This window comes from Alteromonas lipotrueiana (genome assembly GCF_019249245.1).
Lineage (GTDB): Bacteria > Pseudomonadota > Gammaproteobacteria > Enterobacterales > Alteromonadaceae > Alteromonas > Alteromonas lipotrueiana.
In genome coordinates this window covers 13,618-33,819 of record NZ_JAESDK010000008.1, presented here as the reverse complement: position 1 = coordinate 33,819, position 20,202 = coordinate 13,618, and the positions used below count along the sequence as shown (strand labels likewise).

General features: G+C 47.1%; 14 protein-coding genes. 5 read left to right on the top strand and 9 right to left on the bottom strand.

Translation table 11 applies throughout. The annotated features are described in order from the left end of the window. Window positions 1–21: 21 nt before the first annotated feature. Together JK130_RS07140 and JK130_RS07135 are read right to left on the bottom strand one after the other, a co-directional pair. A complete protein-coding gene (locus JK130_RS07140; RefSeq protein ID WP_218353635.1) occupies window positions 22–594 on the bottom strand; it encodes a DUF1285 domain-containing protein in 573 nt (190 codons plus the stop codon). Then, window positions 584–1,432, bottom strand: coding sequence for a DUF3014 domain-containing protein (locus JK130_RS07135; protein ID WP_218353634.1), 849 nt, complete (start codon window positions 1,430–1,432; stop codon window positions 584–586). The genes JK130_RS07140 and JK130_RS07135 overlap by 11 nt, the downstream gene beginning before the upstream one ends. Window positions 1,433–1,733: 301 nt before the next feature. Here JK130_RS07135 and JK130_RS07130 point away from each other — a divergent pair, with 301 nt between their 5' ends. Further along, window positions 1,734–2,048 (top strand): DUF6482 family protein, encoded by a 315-nt coding sequence (locus tag JK130_RS07130; protein ID WP_218353633.1) that lies wholly within the window; start codon window positions 1,734–1,736, stop codon window positions 2,046–2,048. A gap of 92 nt (window positions 2,049–2,140) precedes the next feature. Here JK130_RS07130 and JK130_RS07125 read toward each other — a convergent pair whose 3' ends face one another. After that, window positions 2,141–2,668: a DUF6702 family protein gene (locus JK130_RS07125; protein WP_218353632.1), complete on the bottom strand. Its 528-nt coding sequence runs from the start codon at window positions 2,666–2,668 to the stop codon at window positions 2,141–2,143. Beyond that, complete coding sequence (locus JK130_RS07120) at window positions 2,661–5,084, bottom strand: M1 family metallopeptidase (RefSeq protein WP_425514595.1); 2,424 nt, start codon at window positions 5,082–5,084, stop codon at window positions 2,661–2,663. Before JK130_RS07120 ends, JK130_RS07125 begins: the two co-directional genes overlap by 8 nt. Before the next feature lie 282 nt (window positions 5,085–5,366). Between JK130_RS07120 and proB the strand changes: the two genes are divergently transcribed. Next, window positions 5,367–6,479, top strand: a complete 1,113-nt coding sequence (proB, locus tag JK130_RS07115) for a glutamate 5-kinase (protein WP_218353630.1) — start codon at window positions 5,367–5,369, stop codon at window positions 6,477–6,479. A gap of 91 nt (window positions 6,480–6,570) precedes the next feature. After that, window positions 6,571–7,506, top strand: a complete 936-nt coding sequence (locus tag JK130_RS07110; RefSeq protein WP_218353629.1) for a D-2-hydroxyacid dehydrogenase — start codon at window positions 6,571–6,573, stop codon at window positions 7,504–7,506. 188 nt (window positions 7,507–7,694) lie between these two features. Here the strand turns inward: JK130_RS07110 and JK130_RS07105 are convergent, their stop codons facing one another. After that, window positions 7,695–11,453, bottom strand: coding sequence for a translocation/assembly module TamB domain-containing protein (locus tag JK130_RS07105; protein WP_218353628.1), 3,759 nt, complete (start codon window positions 11,451–11,453; stop codon window positions 7,695–7,697). Continuing rightward, window positions 11,450–13,177, bottom strand: coding sequence for an autotransporter assembly complex protein TamA (locus tag JK130_RS07100; RefSeq protein ID WP_246587722.1), 1,728 nt, complete (start codon window positions 13,175–13,177; stop codon window positions 11,450–11,452). Before JK130_RS07100 ends, JK130_RS07105 begins: the two co-directional genes overlap by 4 nt. Window positions 13,178–13,881: 704 nt before the next feature. Here JK130_RS07100 and JK130_RS07095 point away from each other — a divergent pair. Continuing rightward, window positions 13,882–15,114, top strand: coding sequence for a multidrug effflux MFS transporter (locus JK130_RS07095; protein ID WP_218353626.1), 1,233 nt, complete (start codon window positions 13,882–13,884; stop codon window positions 15,112–15,114). Between the two features lie 83 nt (window positions 15,115–15,197). On the opposite strand, the gene ilvC is transcribed toward JK130_RS07095, so the two are convergent. After that, window positions 15,198–16,679, bottom strand: coding sequence for a ketol-acid reductoisomerase (gene ilvC, locus JK130_RS07090; protein ID WP_218353625.1), 1,482 nt, complete (start codon window positions 16,677–16,679; stop codon window positions 15,198–15,200). Between the two features lie 147 nt (window positions 16,680–16,826). Between ilvC and ilvY the strand changes: the two genes are divergently transcribed. Further along, entirely contained in the window at window positions 16,827–17,690 is an 864-nt protein-coding gene (gene ilvY, locus JK130_RS07085) for an HTH-type transcriptional activator IlvY (protein WP_218353624.1), read from the top strand. Here the strand turns inward: ilvY and JK130_RS07080 are convergent. Then, entirely contained in the window at window positions 17,672–19,192 is a 1,521-nt protein-coding gene (locus JK130_RS07080; RefSeq protein WP_218353623.1) for a YifB family Mg chelatase-like AAA ATPase, read from the bottom strand. The genes ilvY and JK130_RS07080 overlap by 19 nt on opposite strands. 79 nt (window positions 19,193–19,271) lie before the next feature. Then, complete coding sequence (locus JK130_RS07075; RefSeq protein WP_218353622.1) at window positions 19,272–19,913, bottom strand: trimeric intracellular cation channel family protein; 642 nt, start codon at window positions 19,911–19,913, stop codon at window positions 19,272–19,274. Window positions 19,914–20,202 lie beyond the last annotated feature (289 nt).

Sequence of the window (20,202 nt, the reverse complement as noted above, 5' to 3'; positions counted from 1 at the left end):
GATAGGCAAGACCCGGCCAAATTATTCGGCCGGAACTTCACCAATAACAAAGGGCTCATATTCACTGGTAATATAAAGCTGCTGCATTCCTTCATGGATGCGCTTGGAGGCATGTTCTATTAGCTGGTAATACACATTTTGGTGTAAACGCGCCCACAGGTTTGTGCGAACACAAACATACGGTATAGGGGTGGTGTCTGGTGCTTCTATTGCCGCGGGGGGCATGCGTAATTCAAGCGGGTGATTTGATGACAAAGTAAAGCGCTCACCCACGTTGGTGGTAAATACAATACCATCGTCTTCGGCCTGCCATTGAGTCACAATAAACGGCACATCTTCAACCTGAATCCCAATCTTTTCTACCGGAGTAACCAGAAAATACGCGTCCTGCTCTTTTTTAATTACGGTAGAAAACAGTTTAACCAACGCCTGGCGGCCAATCGGACTATTTTGGTAATGCCAGGAGCCATCCAATTTAATGACCATATCCATATCGCCGCAAAATGGCGGGTCCCATTGGTCTACCGGCGGTAAGGCACGAGACTCGTCCCCCACCGCATCGGTAACCTGTTGGCTAAAGCGACTAAGATCCATTATCTTCAAGCAACGCTTTTATTTCACGAAGCTTCGCCTTAATACGCCGCATGTTGTCAGGGCCAGTGCGAAGCAACTGCTTTTGCGGCTCGCTCAGATTTTCTAATTGTGAGTCGGCATACTTGTACGCTACAGAATCACTGTATACTTCTACCGGAACCGGTACCTCCGGGGTATCAAGTAACTGATTAATCGCGGTAATTGCGACTTCATCAAACGGCTTTTCAGGGTTGCCGATTTCATCAAATTTTTGCTGAATCTGGGGTTTATATTGTTTATATAAATTCAGCAGTGCTTCGTTTTCCATCGACTCTATCATTTGCACATAAGGGGTATAGCGTTTGTAGCTGGCAGCATCAATCCATTGTTTACCGGCCTGAGAATATACCCGGAAGTTTTGCTCTGGTGCTTTCAAAGGCTGTTGGGCAGTCATTTCATTGTTTGCCAGATTACTTACCGAAACCACAAAGCGCTGAAGCAATCCTTCATCGACCAGTAAGCTATTTACCTGTTCATCTTCTGATAACGTATTGAGTGAGCTACGTATACCCTCGTCACTGCTATCCAATGGCTCTGACTCAGTGACCTGCGCATCGGGATCCATGGGTTCTACTTCGCGGTCGGGATCAATTTCGACGGGCGCGGGAGCAGGTTCAGGCTCAAAATTATCTTCTTCTTGAATGGGTGGGGGTTCTGGTTGAGATGTTGTTTGTTCTTTAGCCGGAATTGGCTGTTCTTCCTCAGAAGGCCAAAAAAACACCGCTAATATAACAATAAGAATAATTACCGCCAATACGATATGTGGGGCTACTTTGCGTTTCTCGGTATCTTCACTCATAACATTTCCACCATGTAGTTAATTCCTTAAACTGGCTTTGTGATAAAAATCGTACCTGCTGCCCAGCGCTTAGGTAAGCCGTTTTAGAGACAGAGTAATTTTATACTAACACCTTTTTGCTACTCAAAAAGTATTCAATATGATCGCTTTTTTACCAGCCTGTTCATAATATTCTCATTGTTACATCAAACAGTAAATGTATAACGCTTAAGACAAGCTTGCTTTAATTTAATTCACCAAACCAATCTGTAGCTCAGTATCGGCGTATGAACCTGTAGTTATGTTATCAACAGGATTCCTCATGGATAAATTTTTCTTCAAAGATGTTTCTGGTTCATCAACCGATATCGAGCGTCTGGAAGTACAGTCATTTGAAATAAACGGTTTTATTGTCAAAGTTACAGTAGAGGGCAAGTCGGGGATGGTATTTGATAAAGATGAAGACCGCCCTAAGCGCTTTAGTAACGCGGCTGAGGTTCGAAAAGCTTTTGCCAAATGCAATGTCAAAGAAGCGGTAATGACCTACGACTCACCTTATGAAGAAATGGTGGGAGAGCCAGAAAAGGTAGACTCTGAAATGACCATGCCATTTTCAATGACAGAAGAAAACGAATAATTTCAGACATAAATAAAAAGCCTGATTGTGGGCCCCCGTGTTCGCGGGTTCGACAGTCAGGCTTTTAGCTGTATAAAGATAAGTATTATAGGTTAGTGGTGATTAGCATTAAAACCTACTTCCAGCAGGGTAGCATTACCATCAAAGGTTAACGTTTTAATGTCGCCCATCCCTTCTACATTTAACGTATTAACCTGAGAAGGCCATAAGTCGCGTAACGCATCATGGCGAATTTTCAATCCTTCAAGCTCTGGGGGGTGTTCAGTTTCCTGATACACCCAGAAAAACTTGCCTTCGTTTTCAAAGCCAACTGTTTTTAAACCTAAGGCATCTTCGTTGCTATTCAGAAGAGAGAACCGTTGAGCCACATATTCAGCAAACTGCTGCTGGGTAGCGGTATCGTCTAAAATGTCAGCCTGCTTATCAAACAAAGCTTTAACCGCATGTTCTGCATCGTGCAAATTAAACCGATGCATCACTTCGATGTTTTCGGTACGCGGGTTAAATAAGACCGTAGTAATTGCCGCCTTAATCTGATGCGCCTGAAGTGAGCCACTAAGACAAAGCAACAGGGCCAGCAGGCCCCATTGCTTTGCAACAATTCCTGTAGACTTAGTCATCGTCGCCAGAATCATCGTTGTCGCTCTTCAGTTCAGTTTTACTTTCTTGCATCAGGTCTTTGGAAACCCGGCTGGTGCTCTTTTTACGCTTATATGCTTCGATACGTGAAGGAATAATACGACGTGGGTAGTAGTTGTTTTCCACATCTACGTCAGCGGTTTCCCAGCGCGGGTCAACTGCCACACTCACCAGCTCTTTTTCTTTGTCGGTAACGATTAGCTTTGATACCTGTTTAGGCGTACGACGCCAGATTTCAGCGGGAATTCGCATTGTTTGCTTAGACCCATCAGCAAATTCCATTTCAAGCAGAATAGGCATAACCAATCCACCTTTGTTGGAAAACTCCATAACATAGTAGTTTTTATCTTCACGAACCGCACGCTCGAACGCTTTACGCTCCCACGGGTCCAGCTTTTTCAAAAAGCTCTGGTATTTATTGCGGTCTTTATTCGTCGGCGTGTACTGGTCGTTATCGTCATAAAAATCACGAATATCTTCAAAGCGGTCCACCCAAAGTGTACGACCTTCCTGCTCATTACGCTCTACCGTTAAGGACATTGGCTTTTCTAGCTCAGCTTCACGCTGACGCTGTAAGTCGATATCAGGATCTTTGGTATCTATACGTAATTTGTAAACGCGGTCTAACGCAATATCTACATGGTCGGTAGAATAAAACCATCCACGCCAGAACCAGTCTAAGTCAACGCCTGATGCTTCTTCCATGGTACGGAAAAAGTCAGCGGGAGTCGGGCGCTTAAACATCCAGCGACGCGCGTATTCCTGAAATGCAAAATCGAACAGTTCGCGTCCCAAAATGGTTTCACGCAAAATATTTAAAGCCGCCGCTGGTTTGGTGTAGGCATTAGGGCCTAAGTGCAAAACCGAGTCAGACTGAGTCATGATTGGCACCTGTGAAGAGCCTTTCATGTAACCGGTGATATCACGCGGCTCTACGCCCCATGGAATGTTTGGATCCCATTCACGACCGGCAATACCGTCTAAAAAGCTGTTTAAACCTTCATCCATCCAGGTCCACTGGCGCTCGTCAGAGTTCACAATCATAGGAAAATAGTTATGGCCAATCTCATGAATAACCACCCCAATCAAAAAGCGTTTTTCAGCCAAAGAGTAGGTCCGTGAACCATCATCCTGAAGCTCAGTACGCGGGCCATTAAAGGTGATCATGGGATATTCCATGCCGCCAACCGGGCCGTTGACCGACTGAGCAACCGGATACGGATAGTTAAACGTGAAACGGTTATACACCTCTAAAGTGTGAACCACACTTTCGGTAGAATACTTTTTCCACAGATCGCCGCCTTCTTTAGGATAAAACGACATAGCCATAACATGCGGGGTGGTTTTGCTATCTTGTTTTACACCTTTTGCATCCCACATAAATTTACGTGATGACGCCCAGGCAAAGTCGCGAACATTATCTGCCTCAAAACGCCAGGTTTTGGTTTTCGAGGTGCCTTCTTTTTCATTTTCAAGAGCTTCTTCAGCAGTCACAACAAACACGATACGATCTGCATCTTTGGCTTTTTCTAAGCGCTGACGCTGGGTCTGCGTAAGTACTTCACCCGCGTTTTGCAAGGTACCGGTAGACGAGACAATATGGTCGGCTGGAACCGTAATGTTTACATCATAGTTACCAAACTCAAGAGTAAATTCGCCCCGGCCGATGAATTCTTTGTTAGTCCAGGCTTCATAATCGGTATATGCCGCCAAGCGCGGGAACCACTGGGCCAACAGGAAAATATCGTTGCCGCCCTCACGCTCATCATCCGGAAAATGTTCATAACCCGAACGGGCACTTACGGCATCTTCTTCGACAATATTAAAGGCAAAGTCGATATCGAACTTCGTCGACGCGCCTGGCTTTAATGGCTGGTCCAGGTCAATACGCATGAGAGTGCCCACCACCACATAATCAAGAGGGGAGCCACTGGCTGTCGCAACTTTATTAATTTGATAGCCTAATTCGTTGTCTTCAACAAATTGCTGGCGACGCAGCGCGCCCAGACTTAGTTTAGCTGGTTTGCTGCCGCTGGCTGCCTGAGTTGCCGGCCCCCGGTTACCAATACCTCCAAACGTGGTCGACAATGCTGACATTGAGTCATTGCGAAACTTATTCTGGTCAAGCTGAACCCACAAGTACTTTAGCGTATCGGGGGAGTTATTTTGGTAGGTGATACGTTCTGAAGCTTCTAAACGACGCTTTTCTTCGTCTAGTTTTACATCAATAACGTAATCAACCTGTTGTTGCCAGTATTGATGACCTGGTTCCCCTGCTGCATTACGGTAAACATTAGGAGTAGGCAAAGCCGTATCTAACTGGCGAAACTTATCTTCAAAATCACCTTTAGTTTGTTGTATCGCTGAACTGGCGGTGACAGGTAAATGCATCATCATTGAAAATGCAGAAACCAGCCAGAACAGACGGTTTTGTCGATGGGACATACAGTTTCCTTGCTAATATAGCTTACGAAATATTCTGAGCGCCTATTCTAGCGAGGTTGAATCATAATTTGCAGGTTTTTAGCGCGTTTACCCAAAATTTCACCGCATTTTAACATTGTCTGATATCACCGTGCCCTTGCCTGTTCTAAATCAGGCTGCAATAAACCAGCAACTTCGTATCTGTGTAAAAATAAGCTATTGTGACTTCACTTCAACCTGACAAAGAATTTACCGGTGACTCAGTCTTTTTCATGGCAACGCGCCGTATTAAAAGTAGGTAGCGCTCTGATAGCCCCTGACGGTAATCAGTGCAGTGCCCGATATTTGCTTGCTATCGCCCATTTTATTACCGCCAGCCGAGCGGCGGGAAAGCAGGTTATTGTAGTCTCTTCAGGTAGCGTGGCGGCGGGTAAAAAACAGGTGCCAGTTACCCATAGCCCTACTATTGCCGAAAAGCAGGCAATGGCCGCCATAGGTCAGATGCAGATGATGGCCAATTGGCAGCGATTATTTGATATACCCTGTGCTCAGGTACTGTTAACAGCAGCTGATCTTCAGCACCGACAACGCTATATTAATATTCAGGCAACGTTACGTGAGTTATTGGCTCATGGCGCCCTGCCAATAGTGAATGAGAACGATACGGTTGCAGTAGATGAATTAAAAGTAGGCGACAACGACAATTTAGCCGCCCATATTGCCTTAGTTTCGCAGGCCGATACGCTGATTATTTGCTCAGATATCGACGGGTTGTATACAGCCGACCCCCGTCAGCACACCGATGCGAAATTTATCGAATCAGTAGCCACAATAGATGCTTCTGTGTATGCATTGGCGGGTGGACCGGGAACCAAGGTGGGTACCGGCGGCATGCGTACCAAGCTACAAGCTGCCGAAAAATGTACACAAAGCGGTATTCAAACTTTTATTGTAAATGGTCAAAACCCAGCCGTGTTCGACAAGCTACTGGAGGAGCAGCGCGCAGGAACCTATTTTACACCGTCGCAATCGCCGGCCCGGGCCCGCACTGCCTGGCTCACCCATACCTTGGTGGCTCAGGGAACCCTTCATATTGATAAAGGCGCGTTTCAGGCCATTAGCACTCTGCATACCTCATTATTGCCCGCTGGGATAACCGCGGTGTCGGGTCAATTCAAAGCCGGAGATGCGGTGACGATAGAATATAATGGCAAACCCGTGGCAAAAGGGCTAACCCAGTATGGTAGTAAAGACTTACTAACTTTAATGGGTCTGCACAGCAGTCAAATTTCCCAGGCGCTGGGCTATCACCAGGGCGATGAAGTTATTCACCGCGACAATCTGGCGAACTTTGCACAGGGCGTGTAATTCAGGTAATAAAACAGCCACAGATAGAGAGACAACGGTAGCAACTACGACAACATTAATAAGGCTTTTTTCAACAAAAGGATGAACGTGCATGAAAGGCGTAATATTAGACTTTGACACTATGAAACCCGATGAGCTGAACCTTGAGTCGCTGAAAAAGTTATCGGTAGACTGGCAAGTGTATGAACAAACGTCTGAAGATCAGGTAAGCGAACGTATTGCCAAAGCCGATATCGTACTGACCAACAAAGTGGTGTTGCACAAAGATAACCTTAAAAATAGTGTATGCCGGTATATTGGTGTTCTGGCAACGGGTACCAACAATGTCGATATCGACTATTGCCAGGACCAGTCAATAACTGTGTCCAACGTTGAAGGCTACGGCACGGGATCAGTAGCACAACATGCACTGATGCTATTGCTTAATTTAACCACCGCCTTTGTGTCTTACCGCGCAGATGTTATGGCTGGACAATGGGCGCAATCAGACCAGTTTTGTTTGAATAATCATACGGTGCAACAGCTTAGCGGAAAGCGTCTTGTAGTCGTTGGGACCGGGCAAACCGGCAGTGCTTTTAGCCGGGTTTGTGAAGCCCTGGGTATGCAGGTTACTGCGTGTGCCAGACCCGGAAGCCAAAATGACCCCAGACCCTCACTTGATGAACTTCTGCCTGGCGCAGATGTAGTAAGTCTGCATTGCCCTTTAACTTGTGCTACTCAACAGCTGATAAACCGCGATCGGCTGGCGTTAATGAAACCCACCGCATTTTTAATCAATACCGCCCGGGGCGCGCTTATTGACGAAAAAGCATTATTAAATGCCTTGCAGCAAAAACAGATCGCGGGCGCAGGACTTGATGTATTGTCCCAAGAACCCCCCGAGGCGAATCATCCCTTATTGCAAGTGTCGTTAAACAATCTGTTGATAACCCCACATACCGCGTGGCTGGCCGTAGAGGCCAGACAACGTTTACTTGATACCGCGTGTGAGCATATCAAGACGTTTATGACTAACAAGACCCAGTAACAAAAGCCGATTTGGGTCAGGTGCGAGTTTTAAAGCCCGAAGGCGCTGTGCTTAAGCGATTCGAAAACCGGGCCTTGGCATAACTTGATAGCACCACGTCGCTCAGGTAGATATTCGTCAGAATCTGACGAAGTAAACGAGGCTATTCTTCACGGCAGCAAAATTGCCAATTTTAAACAGACAAGCCGCTAGTTGTCTTCTGTATCGTTTTCAGGCTCAGCCTTTACCGGCTTTGGTTTGTTTGAAGGCGACTCTTCTCCCAGAAAAAACTGATAGTAAAAGTCGACGGCAAATTCAGTTTGTTCTTCAATGGTAGTTTGTATTCCTTCAATATAAAACTGTGGAAGCCATTGATAGCGCAAAACAAGATCAGGTGGTGCTGAACGTCGACGTACTGTTTCGGAGGTGCTGTCACCATCCAGGCCTACATCAACATTGTATTGAACAGTCAGCCGTTCGTTAAGACGTCCGCTGAGCGACAATTTTGTCTCACTGCCGGGTTCGCCTGAGGCGGTGCCAATAGAAAAATCATCAATACCAATAGCCTGACCTAATTCGCCCTGAATTCCATTAGTATTTGAGAGGCCTAAACCCAATAACAGCGCTTCATAGTTTGGGGGGCTGGATTCATCACCCGATGAACTGCCGGCACTACCGGTTAAAAGATACCTAAGCGCATTACCCTGATTCATGGGAGGGTTGGTAAAGACACTAATATTCGGACTGTCAGCTGCGCCATCAATTCGAATACCGGCCACAACACCATCGGCTGTTTTGTCCGGGTTACGTATGGCTTCTACCAGTAGTAACGGTTGGTCAAGGGGGCCATTAAACTGAACCTCACCAGTTTGAATGATCAGATTTTGGCCATAAGCCTCAAACCGCCCCTGCATGATGCGCAATGAACCATAACCTACCGGAGCTGGCTGACTGGCCACCTGTAATTCACCTGCAAGGTTTGCGGTCAGGCCAAATGCTTCAAGCTTTACCTCGCCAGCCTGCGCCTGATCTATTAAAATATCAATTTTTGCATCTACCACACTTAATGGATCTTCAGAGGGCGGTTCGCCCCGTAAGTGCACATCTTTAGAGGGCGCGACTGCACTGGGTGGTAGCTCTTCAATTTTTATGCGAGCCCAGGGTACAGCGATTTCGCCGGTAATATTGATATCTCCGGGTTTAACTAACGCCTGGATATCCGGAGATACACGCACAATAATGTCGCGCTGCTGAACCTCAAGGCGATCGCCTTTCAGATTTACGGTGATTTCAGGGGCGCTTGGGTCTTCAAAGTTTACCGAGCCATCGATACTGCCTTGGCCTCCCCCTAACGCAAAGCTACCCTCAAAGCCCACATCTGTACCTTCAAACTGAAGAGTTTGAGTCCAGTCACTGATTTTTGCAGGTGTATCTTCAATATCAATATTGCCTTCGGTTAGCCTTAATTCGCCACGAATTTCTGGCGCAGCGGCCTGTCCGGCAATATCTATCTGGCCGTTAATTTCGCCCGTTAGCTCACTGATTGCCGGTGATATAGGCTTTAATGGCGCAATACTAATGCCTTGTATTGTTACCTGGCCATCCAGCTCCGGGGTTTGTTCAAACGGAGATGTTGTAATATTAGCCTGCACATTACCTAACTGCTGACTTTGAAATGCGGCTTCGGCAATAAGTTTACCATCACTAAGTGTACCTTTGGCAGTAACTTCGTCTATATCAATAGGGACCTGGCCTTCATTGCCCAAAGGCCAGGTGGCCGGGGTAATATTAAGAGTAAAGTCACCTTCGGGTTCGCCACCTTTAGGCATTTTGCCGCTGCTGGTTAAATTTAACGAAGCGTCAACTTCGGAAGCGATAATATCCCCGGCGGCTTCACTGGCCCATAATCCCAGTGGCAACGCATTGGCATTCAGGTTCCAGCGCGCAACATCGTCTTTGTATAACAAGCTATTCAAACATATCTCGCCTTCTTTGCGCGAGACCCAGCAGTGGCCGGTTACTTTGGTACTAAAGGGCGTGGGTCGCACCGCCAGCGAGAAAGGTTGTTGTAACTGCCAGCGCGTGGCAAATACGGCAAGCTGACTTTGGCTTATTTGTCCTTTCCAACGCTCGTCGGCCCAGCCACCGCTAAGCGCTAACTGCATACTGTGCTGAGCGGTAGTAACCTGAGTTTCTAAATAATGCTGAGATAACGCTCCGGTTAGCTCAATGTTACCATTGATGGCACCTTGCGCTGCTGCGCCTGGGTTTAACTGCGGAGACACCTGAACATCGACCATTGAAATGGTGCCATTAGCTGCAGGGTCCTGCCATTCTCCTGCTACATCAATGTCGGCATGAACTTCGCCCTGAACCGCAGGATACAAGCTGGCTAACTGTGGAAAATCGAGTTTTACGGTGCCTTTGAGATAACGGTTTTTTATCATTTGCCCCGCAATATCAGCGTAATTATTACCTTGCTTTAGCCGCAGTGTGCTGACTACCAACTCATTGGCCTGCGAATATACCGCTGAGCCTGACAAAGAAAATTCGACCTCATCTTGTATTCCGCTAAGCGACAAGTCAGAAATACTGGCCTCAATGCCTTTAGGGTTAAGCTGCATCAAACTGTCAAACTTACCTTCAAGCTCGGTTGGCCCCCACGGTGTCAGGCTGGTCGCAGACATATTGTTTACCTGGGTAGTCCCTGACCAACTTAGCGTATCGTTTAAATACAGTGTTCCTGAATTTGTAATCGAGCCTTCGAGTAATTTGGCGTTTAGCGCGTTGACGCTAATGGTTTTTTCGTTAAGTTTAATATCCACATCAACCGGTACAGTGCCTAAAGTAGGTACCGTAGCGCCGGCAGAACCAGTAATCTGATAATTACCCATGGTGCCGCTGGCATTTAGCTGGCCTTGTTGCAATTCGAACTCTGCCACGCCAGGCACCTTTTGTTGCGGCCAGCGGGCGTTTAGCTGCACGGGGAGCGCGTCTTTTAAGGCGTTTAGAGTAAGCTGCAAATCTGCGTTGTAGGCGCCACGGGCATCAATTGCCAGCGTCAAATCATCCAGTGCGCCAGTGGCCTCTAGCGTTACGTTTTCGCTAACCCCCTCGCCAAGGGTAAAAGATGCGTCGGCCGACAATGAAAGCGGAAAACTACCGCTTAACGTAGCTTGGGAATTAAGCGCTAATCTACCGCTCTCATGCTCTACTTTTAAAGCATCAAGATTGACAGACGACTGCTCGATTTGAGCCTGCTTAAAGGTAATCTGATTTATTTTTTGTCGGGTTTCACCCTGAACAATTACGATATTCTGAAAACTAAAATCTTCAACTGTCACCCCTATTGGACTGGAAATTTCTCCTAACTCCGGGGCCTTATAGCGAAGCGCAAAGTCTGTGGGCTGCGATGGCTCAGGTTCAACCGGCGCCGTCTCATGCAGTGTGACTGTCAGGCCGTTAAGGTTCAGTGGTGCTACATTGACGCGCTCATAAGCATTAGCCGATAAGCTCAGGCTCTCTAATTTTATGTGCTGACCGGGTAGCTCAACCTCGGTATTGTTGATTTGAATATCGTTGAGGCTGACCGCCACGGGAAGTTCAACAGGTTCATTTGATGGCGGTTCTTCAGGGGCGGGTGGTGCGGCCTGCTTTTGCGTGACCTTAATCGCATTGGTATGCAGCTTATCCACGCACACCGTTAGCGAGGACAAACATCCTAACCCTATGTTCAGGGAAGCTTGTTGCGCAGTGACTTTCCAGGTCTCATTTTCCCATTGCAGGTTCTCAACAGTGAAATCACTCAATAGAGAACCATCAATGTTATCTATTTTTAAACCCGGCACCACCGAATTGGCGGCCAGGCGAATTATGGGACTACCGAGGGGGCTCAATACAATGCCCACAATAATTAAAATAAGAATAACAGGGGCAAATATCCACGCTGTGATACGACGTTTTCTCATAGCTCGGGACCTAGCATAAAGTGAATGCGCCAGGTGTTTTCTTCAGGTGAAAACCCTCGCGCAACATATAAACGAACCGGACCAATTGGCGATAGCCAGTGAACGCCGGGGCCCACACCATAAGCCGGGTCTTCCTCAAGTTCATTAGTTGCGGTACCGACATCAATAAAAGCTGCAGCCCGCCAATTTTCAGCCACCTGATAAGCGTATTCAAATCCCATCGTCGCCAAATACTTACCTCCGGCGCTTTCGCTGGTTCCGGTTGCCGGGTCAAAAATTTCGCCTTCAGGGCCAACTGCCCGATACCCAAACCCTCTTATACTTTGATCGCCCCCAGCGTAAAAACGCAACGAAGCAGGAACTTCACCAAAATTACTGGTTTCCATAAAACCCGTTTCAGCTCTGATCATTAACCGATGTTTGTTGTAAGTTCGGATAATACGTGCTTCGGCCACTGCTTTAAAAATATCAATATCAGAACCAATTCCTTCACGACCCACCTGAAAGCCCGTTCTGAACAGATTGCCATTAGAAATATTCAGCGGGTCGTCTTTTTGCAAATATTGAATAGAGTAGCCGGGCATTACCAGTTGTGTGGTTTGTGTAGGGTCGTTTTCTACCTTGTATTGCTCGCGTAAATAGGTAAGCGAATAATCGTCCTGCCATGGCGAGTCGTCCTCCTGCACAATACGATGCACCGACAACGACAACGTCTGGCTTTCAGTGTTGGTTTCAGAGTAATCAAGAAACTGATAGCCCGCCTCGTATTTCAGGTAGTCGGTTTTAATATCACCCATTGGCACCAGGTATTCAGCGGTAATCGATTGTTCTGGCGCTGAAATAAACAGCTCGGCGGCAGCCGAATGCCCGGCTTCGTTTACCCAGGGGCGTTGCCATTTAAGCCGCGCCCGTGGGCCGGTATCGGTCGCTGCGCCTAAACCAACATTAAAATTATCGCGGGGCTTATGATTTACCGTAATTTCAATGGGCACTTGCAAACCCTGCGCCTCACTTACCACCGGGCGGGCGATAACCCTTGAAAAATAGCCGGCCTGGTTAAGCTCACGATTAAACTGAGTTAAGGCCTTAGAAGAATAAGGCTGACCAATATCAAAAGGCTTGAGACGTTTTATGATTGATTCTGCTCTGTCATCGCCCACCAGCTTTATGGGACCAAACTGGTATTGAGGGCCGCTTTGGGCAATAAGCAGAATATTGGCCTCGCGTTCTTCGCGAACTAAATCGAGGCGGGTTGCCTGCCACTGAAAATCAAAATAGCCATGAGACAACGCATAGTTGAACATTCTTGATTTAAAGCTTTCGTAAACAGGTTGAAGCAGCGTATCACCCGGCTCTAATGCAAAGTTATCAAAAACTTGTCGAAATTCATGATCGTTCCGCCCCGGGCCGATAATTTCACGGGTGACATTGGCTATTTTTAAAGGGGTATCCAGCGACACTTTAAGTATGACTTCGTCATCTTCATCGGTTTGTTCGATAAGCGTTTCGCTATTGTAATACCCAAACGGTTCAACAGCAGTCGCGACGGTATTGTTAACCTGTTCACGCCAAAAGGGGTCATTTAAAGACTTCTTTGAAACTTCAAGGTTGTTAAGGTGGGTGCGTATATTGTCTTCCAGCTTACCGTCTTCAACACCTTCAATTTCAAAACTTAACTCAGCCAATGCCGCACCCGAAAACCCAGCTGTAGCAGTAAGCATCATCAAAAACACCGATGTGTGAACGTTGAACCATCTCATGAAATTATTAAAGAAGCCTCTGGTTGTTGAAACTGATAAAGGGGAGCCGGACAAAACGTTGAGCAGATTTTAATAATTTTGCGCTGTATCACGTCAGATAACGGCAGTTAAGCAAATGGAGGGTATACGCCAATATGCTTTAACGGTCGACACATTTTTCATTGTTATTTATTACAGCATGATAGGTGCAATGGTTTTTATTAATTATACAGAATTTGGAATAGCCTAACGTATATCTTTGTCTGCACTAGAAAATAATGGTTCAAAAAATAGATAAATAACTCTGTAGTTCCACTTAAAACCTTAGGATGCTTAAGGCCTTTGACACCAATCGATAAGGGTATTTCGGCACACCACAAATTTTTTGTAATAGATATAAAAGCTCCATGCAGGGCGTGAGTGTCCATTATGCATATCCAGTAAGCGTAATGCTGGCCCCAGACCTCGGGTCAACAAAATGCAGGAATTATGATCGTGAGGGTAGCGTACGTTGCGTATAGCATTTATTACAATTTCACTGATCACTGCTGTAACCGGGCGCTTGCAAGCGCTAATTGAAATAAAAAACGCTGCGAAAACATCAAATTATTGCAAGCGTAATAAGGTACCATAGCCAACCAGGTTTTTGCCGCAGGCAAACCTTATCGCCCCTCATGAATAGGCATCCAATGGTCAATCCGGTTACAGATACAAAAACTACGCCTACATTAACGTTATACGAATTTGTGGCGCTGATGGCACTTATGACATCGCTGGTTGCACTAAGTATCGACGCAATGCTTCCCGCTCTGGCGCAAATTGGTCATGCCCTTAATGCGCGTGATGAGCACGAAGCTCATCTTATTGTATCTATCTTTTTTGCAGGGATGGCTGTGGGCCAGTTATTTTTTGGACCTTTTGCCGATGCCCGGGGCCGGCGACAGACCATTTTATTGGGTTTGTGTATTTTCGTGCTGGGCTCGCTGATCTGTATGCAGGCAGAAAACATGGAAACTATGCTGATCGGCCGGCTGGTTCAGGCTTTTGGTGTATCAGGGCCCCGGATTGCGGCGCTGGCGGTTATACGCGATTTGTATGTGGGGGACGCTATGGCCCGGGTTATGTCGTTTATAATGATGGTATTTATTTTAGTCCCTATGCTGGCGCCGGTGGTGGGGCAGGCAGTGTTGTATTTTTTTTCATGGCAGCATATTTTTTCTTTGTTTTTAGTTGTGGCGGTGGTGGCCGGAAGCTGGTTCTTTGCCCGACAACCTGAAACTTTACCCGCGGGGCGGCGTAAGCCATTTTCATGGGGGCAGCTTGGACGCTCGTCGAAATACATTGTTACGCACATGTCGGTTATGGGCTATACCATCGCCATGGGCTGTATTTTTGGCGCTTTTCTGGCGTACTTAAGTGCCTCACAAACCATATTTCAACAGTTTTACACTACGGGCGAAGCGTTTCCCTTAATCTTCGCAATTTTGGCGTTTTCAATTGGGTTAGCGTCATTTTTTAATGGCACCATGGTAATGCGTTTTGGTATGAACAAACTGGTTCATGTCGCGCTTTATGGCGTAATAGCTTTTGGCGTTATTTTTAGTGGGGTCATTTGGCTTTATGCGGGCCTGCCACCCTTGAGCATAACGTTGAGCATTATGTTTTGCGGGTTTTTCTTTGTCGGAATATTGTTTGGTAATCTCAATGCCATGGCGATGCAGCCTTTAGGCGAAATGGCAGGATTGGGGGCTGCAATTATAGGGTCTTTTTCAAGTATGATTGCGGTACCCGTGGCCTTATTTATTGATAGCTTTTTAACCACCACCCTGACGCCGATTGGTTTTGGCTTTCTGGGCTTTTTTATGTTGGCATTTATTGCCGTTCGCATTGGCGACAAAGCGCGTCACGACGATCAAGCATAAATGATGATTACACTACCAATAAAAAACCCGGCCAAACTGGCCGGGCAAAAAGTGCTTTGCAAAGCACCTAACGACAGAAATTGTTAGCTATGAATAATGGCTTGCATATTAGTCATATAATCGCGAAGCAGTTGGCCGATGTGTTCAACGCCATGTTCGCGAATCGCCTTGTTCACTTCAACCAAACGCCGGTTATCGACCTGGTTGCTGGAAACCTGCATCCCCTTACCTAAGACTTCGGTAGTTATGTTGGGCATAAACTGCTCACGCAACAATGGGGTAGCGGCATTGGCAAACAAATAATTGCCATACTCAGCCGTATCTGAGATCACTACATTCATCTCGTACAAACGCTTACGGGCAATGGTATTAGATATTAAAGGTGTTTCGTGCAGCGACTCATAATAGGCCGACTCTGGTAAAATTCCAGCTTCTACCATTACCTCGAAGGCAAGTTCAACACCGGCTTTGATCATTGCTACCAAAAACAGACCTTTATCAAAGAATGCTTGTTCGTTAATTGAGCCGTCATACCTGGGGGCCTGCTCAAAACCACAACGCCCGGTTTCTTCGCGCCAGCGATGCAGATTTTCATCACCGTCAGACCAGTCCTGCGTCATTGCTTTGGAAAATTCACCGCTGATAATATCGTCCTGATGCTTTTCAAATAGAGGACGTAGCACTGATTTAAGCTCTTCGCTCATATCGAACACTTTAATTTTCGCCGGATTTGATAACCGGTCCATCATGTGCGTGATACCGCCAATTTTAAGCGCTTCGGTAATGGTCTCTAAGCCATGCTGGATAAGTGCTGCAGCGTAACCAGGCTCAATGCCCTCGGCGGTCATTTTTTCAAAACCAAGCACGGCGGCAACCTGCTGCATACCGCATAAAATGGTTTGCTCGCCCATCAGGTCTGACTTTACTTCGGCCACAAATGAAGAGGCCAGAACACCGGCACGGTCTCCCCCGGTGGCACTGGCCAGGGCTTTAGCAATGTCCCAGCCATTTTGTTGCGGATCGTTTTCTGGGTGAACCGCAATCAGGGTGGGTACCCCAAATCCGCGTTTGTATTCTTCGCGTACTTCGGTCCCCGGACATTTTGGGGCGCACATAACTACCGTGATATCACTGCGTATCTGCTGACCTTCTTCTACAATATTGAAGCCATGAGAATATGCCAGCGTCGCGCCTTGTTGCATTAACGGCATGACGGTCTCTACCACATTAGCGTGCTGTTTATCAGGGGTCAGGTTGTAAACAACATCGGCCGTTGGAATCAGCTCGTCGTATGTGCCCACAGTAAACTTATTGCTGGTGGCACGCTGATATGACGCGCGTTGCTCTTTAATGGCAGACTGGCGTAAAGCATAGCTAACGTTCAGGCCAGAGTCTCGCATGTTCAAACCCTGATTCAGGCCCTGCGCCCCACAGCCAACAATAACAATGTTTTTGTTGTGTAAAAACGCGCAGCCTTCTGCAAATTCACTGCGTTCCATAAAGCGACACTGTCCCAGTTGGTTCAACTGCTGACGTAACGATAAAGTGTTGAAATAATTAGCCATAATAATTTCCGAATATCTTGTTTTTAACCTTCTGTAGCATACAAAGCAGAGGTATCTGGGTGTAACGCTATGACCAGAGAGTAAAAGATATCTTTTGTTTTGAAAAATGATATATTCGCAAGACTGTATTTCATTTATTGCAACAGTATGGATTTTAGAAGCTTACAACTATTTACTCACCTCGCCTCCAGCCTGCATTTTGGCAAAACCGCTCAGGCCATGTATGTCTCGGCCTCTACGTTAACCCGGGCAATACAGCGTCTGGAGGAAGAGTGCGGTGCAGTCTTGTTTGTTCGTGATAACCGTAAAGTTGCTCTTACTCATGCGGGTCAAAAATTACTGGACTTCAGTCAACAGGTGCTGACGCAGTGGCAAACTCTGCATACTGAGTTACAGCACGACAGTCTGACGCTGCGTGGAAAATTAAGTTTGTTTTGTTCGGTAACCGCCAGCCAAAGTCATTTACCAGGCTTATTGCAACGTTTTCGACAGCAGCATCCTGGTGTCGATATACGGCTGTTAACGGGCGACCCCGCCCGCGCCATAGACTCAGTCAAGCAAAAACAGTGCGATGTCAGTATTGCGATACACACGTCTAACTTTCCAACCGACCTGGCTTTTTCCCGGCTGGATAATATACCCCTGATACTGATTGCTCCCAAAGAGTGGCGACTGACTCAGATTGAGCATATTGACTGGAGAAAACACCCGGTAATAATGCCTGAACAGGGACCCACCCGACACAGTGTTTATCAATGGTTTACCGAACATGCCATACGGCCCAACGTTTATGCTTCAGTGGGTGGTAATGAGGCAATTGTGAGTATGGTTTCTTTCGGGTGCGGCATTGGTTTTGTGCCTGAGGTGGTAGTGCAACATTCCACTATGGCGAGTCAGGTCAGTCAAATCAATGTACCGGATATTATGCCCTATACGCTGGGGCTTTGTTGTCTGCAGACACGGCGTAATGAACCTTTAATTGATGCGTTGCTTCAACTGGAGCTCAACTGAGCAATTATCCGGTCTAAGGCGCGATAGCCTAATGCTTCAGCCAAGTGCGGTCGCTGCACCGTGGGGCAGGCTTCAATATCGGCAATGGTACGAGCTACTTTTAAAATGCGGTGAAAAACTCGCATTGATAACTTAAGGCTGGCACAGGCCTGTTGTAAAAATGCCAGGTCGTCGGGGCGCAACTGGCATATTTGAGCCAGCTCATCAGCCTGAAGCTGACTGTTTAATTTTCCCTGCCGCAGGTGCTGTACCGCGCGGGCGCGCCTTACCTGTTCACCGGCCTCTACCGCGCTGTCTTTGCCTTTAATCTGCGGTGGCTTTAAAATATAGTCGGGCAGGCGAGGAACCTCAACTTGAAGATCAATACGGTCTAGCAGGGGGCCTGACAAGCGATTGATATAGCGTAAAATGGCATCGGGCGAACTGCGATTATCATGGATATCGCCGGTAGGGCTGGGGTTCATTGCGGCAATTAACTGAAAACGAGCCGGATACGTAGCCTGACTATGTGCTCGGCTTATGCAAATATCGCCGGTTTCTAATGGTTCTCGTAAGACATCAAGCGAACGCCGGCCAAACTCAGGAAGTTCGTCTAAAAATAATACGCCATGATGCGCCAGTGAAATTTCCCCTGGCATGGGGTGACTGCCACCCCCGGTCAGGGCCACTGCCGAGCAGGTATGGTGCGGCGAGCGAAACGGGCGCTCAAACAGCTTGGATAGTTGTAAAGGTTCGCCTTTCACCGAATGAATGGCGGCAACTTCTAATGCTTCATCTATCGATAACGGCGGCAATAAACTTAGTAAGCGACTGGCCAGAAGGCTTTTTCCGGTGCCCGGCGGGCCTACGAACAGTACATTGTGTCCAGCAGAGGCGGCCAAAAGCAGTGTTCGCTTAGCCTGACTTTGGCCGATAATGTCATCCCAACGGGGGGAATATTCAGTTTGTGAAGTATGAGCCAGTGATTCGGTTTGTATTACGGGCAATAGCACCTCGCCGGTAAAATGGTGGTATACCGCCAAAAGGTTAGAGGCGCCATAGCCATGCAAACCATCAACCAGCTCAGCTTCACTTAAGTTGCTATAAGGAAAAAACGCCCGGGCCTGGGCTTCGCGCGCGCCTAACAGCGCCGGGACAATACCGCGTACGCCTTTTAGCGTACCATTTAAGCCCAGTTCACCAATAAACTCGGTATTGTGTTGTGTTTCAATAGGCAAAATGTCGCAGGCTACTAAAATGGCCAGGGCAATAGCCAGGTCATAGCGTCCGCCTTGTTTGGGAACACTGGCCGGAGCCAGATTCACGGTAATGCGCTTGGCCGGAAACTCAAAGCCGCTATTAATGAGCGCGCTTCGTACTCGGTCCCGGGCTTCTTTGACACAGGTTTCTGCCATACCTACCAGATGAAACGCGGGCAACCCATTAGCCAGATGAACTTCTACCTGAACTTTTGGCGCACTGACACCCTCACCCGCCCGGGTGTGTATAACTGCATAGCCCATTAACTGTTGTTTCCGCGCAGTATTAAAGCGCTAAGGGTAACGCGTATTATTTGTTGGCTATACTGGCCTTAAGAGCGGTTTATACATCATCCTTATCAATGTCACCAATCTGACGTCTGAAAATAGGAAACTCCCAGTTCCAGTGCAGCGCGCCTAAACGTAAAAATATCGTAGTAAACAAAGAACCCAGAATACACAGGGAATAGGGCACCGCAAGGTAGAACAAGCCGGCATAAACCAGCCCGCCGCACAAACATGCTGTGGCGTAAAGTTCTCCGCGCATAACCATAGGAATTTCGCGACAAATCACATCGCGTATTAAACCGCCAAATATTCCTGTGGTGGTCCCCATGGTGATGGCGATAACCATTCCGGTTTCGCCTATAAGTGCTTTTTCAATTCCAATGATATTAAACAAGCCCAAGCCAAAGGCATCGACCACCATCAGGTAGTTACCATGCAGGTTAGACTTTAAGCGCAACAAGGCGATGGTAGCAAAGGCCGCGCCGTAAGTGGCATACAAATAGTCTGACTGAGCCACCCAGAATACTGGCTCATCTAACAAAACATCGCGTAGTGTGCCTCCCCCCAAAGCGGTTACCGAAGCCAGAACCACCACACCAAAACCATCAACATCTTTTTTATACGCCATCAATGTGCCCGATACCGCAAAAAACGCGACACCAAAAAGATTTAAAAACAGAAACCAATCATCAGACACCTGTACCGCCCCTTTATACTGTGGTGCAAATTTAAAAAAATGAACAGATGTTATATACAGTGGCTTGAACATGACATCTGTTTCATGCTATTTATTGGGCTCGCGCCGCCGGGAGGATCAGCCATTTCTCCCAAAACAACGAAAATGTTGGGCCCGTAACCTTTCGAATATCTTCTTTTAACCTGATCACATGTGAATCAGGGCCTTCTGTTCTGTGCATTTTTAGTGCCCAGGCCTGTTACTGTATTTTATCTGGATGCGCTGATTAGACGCATATAGGTGCTGTAAA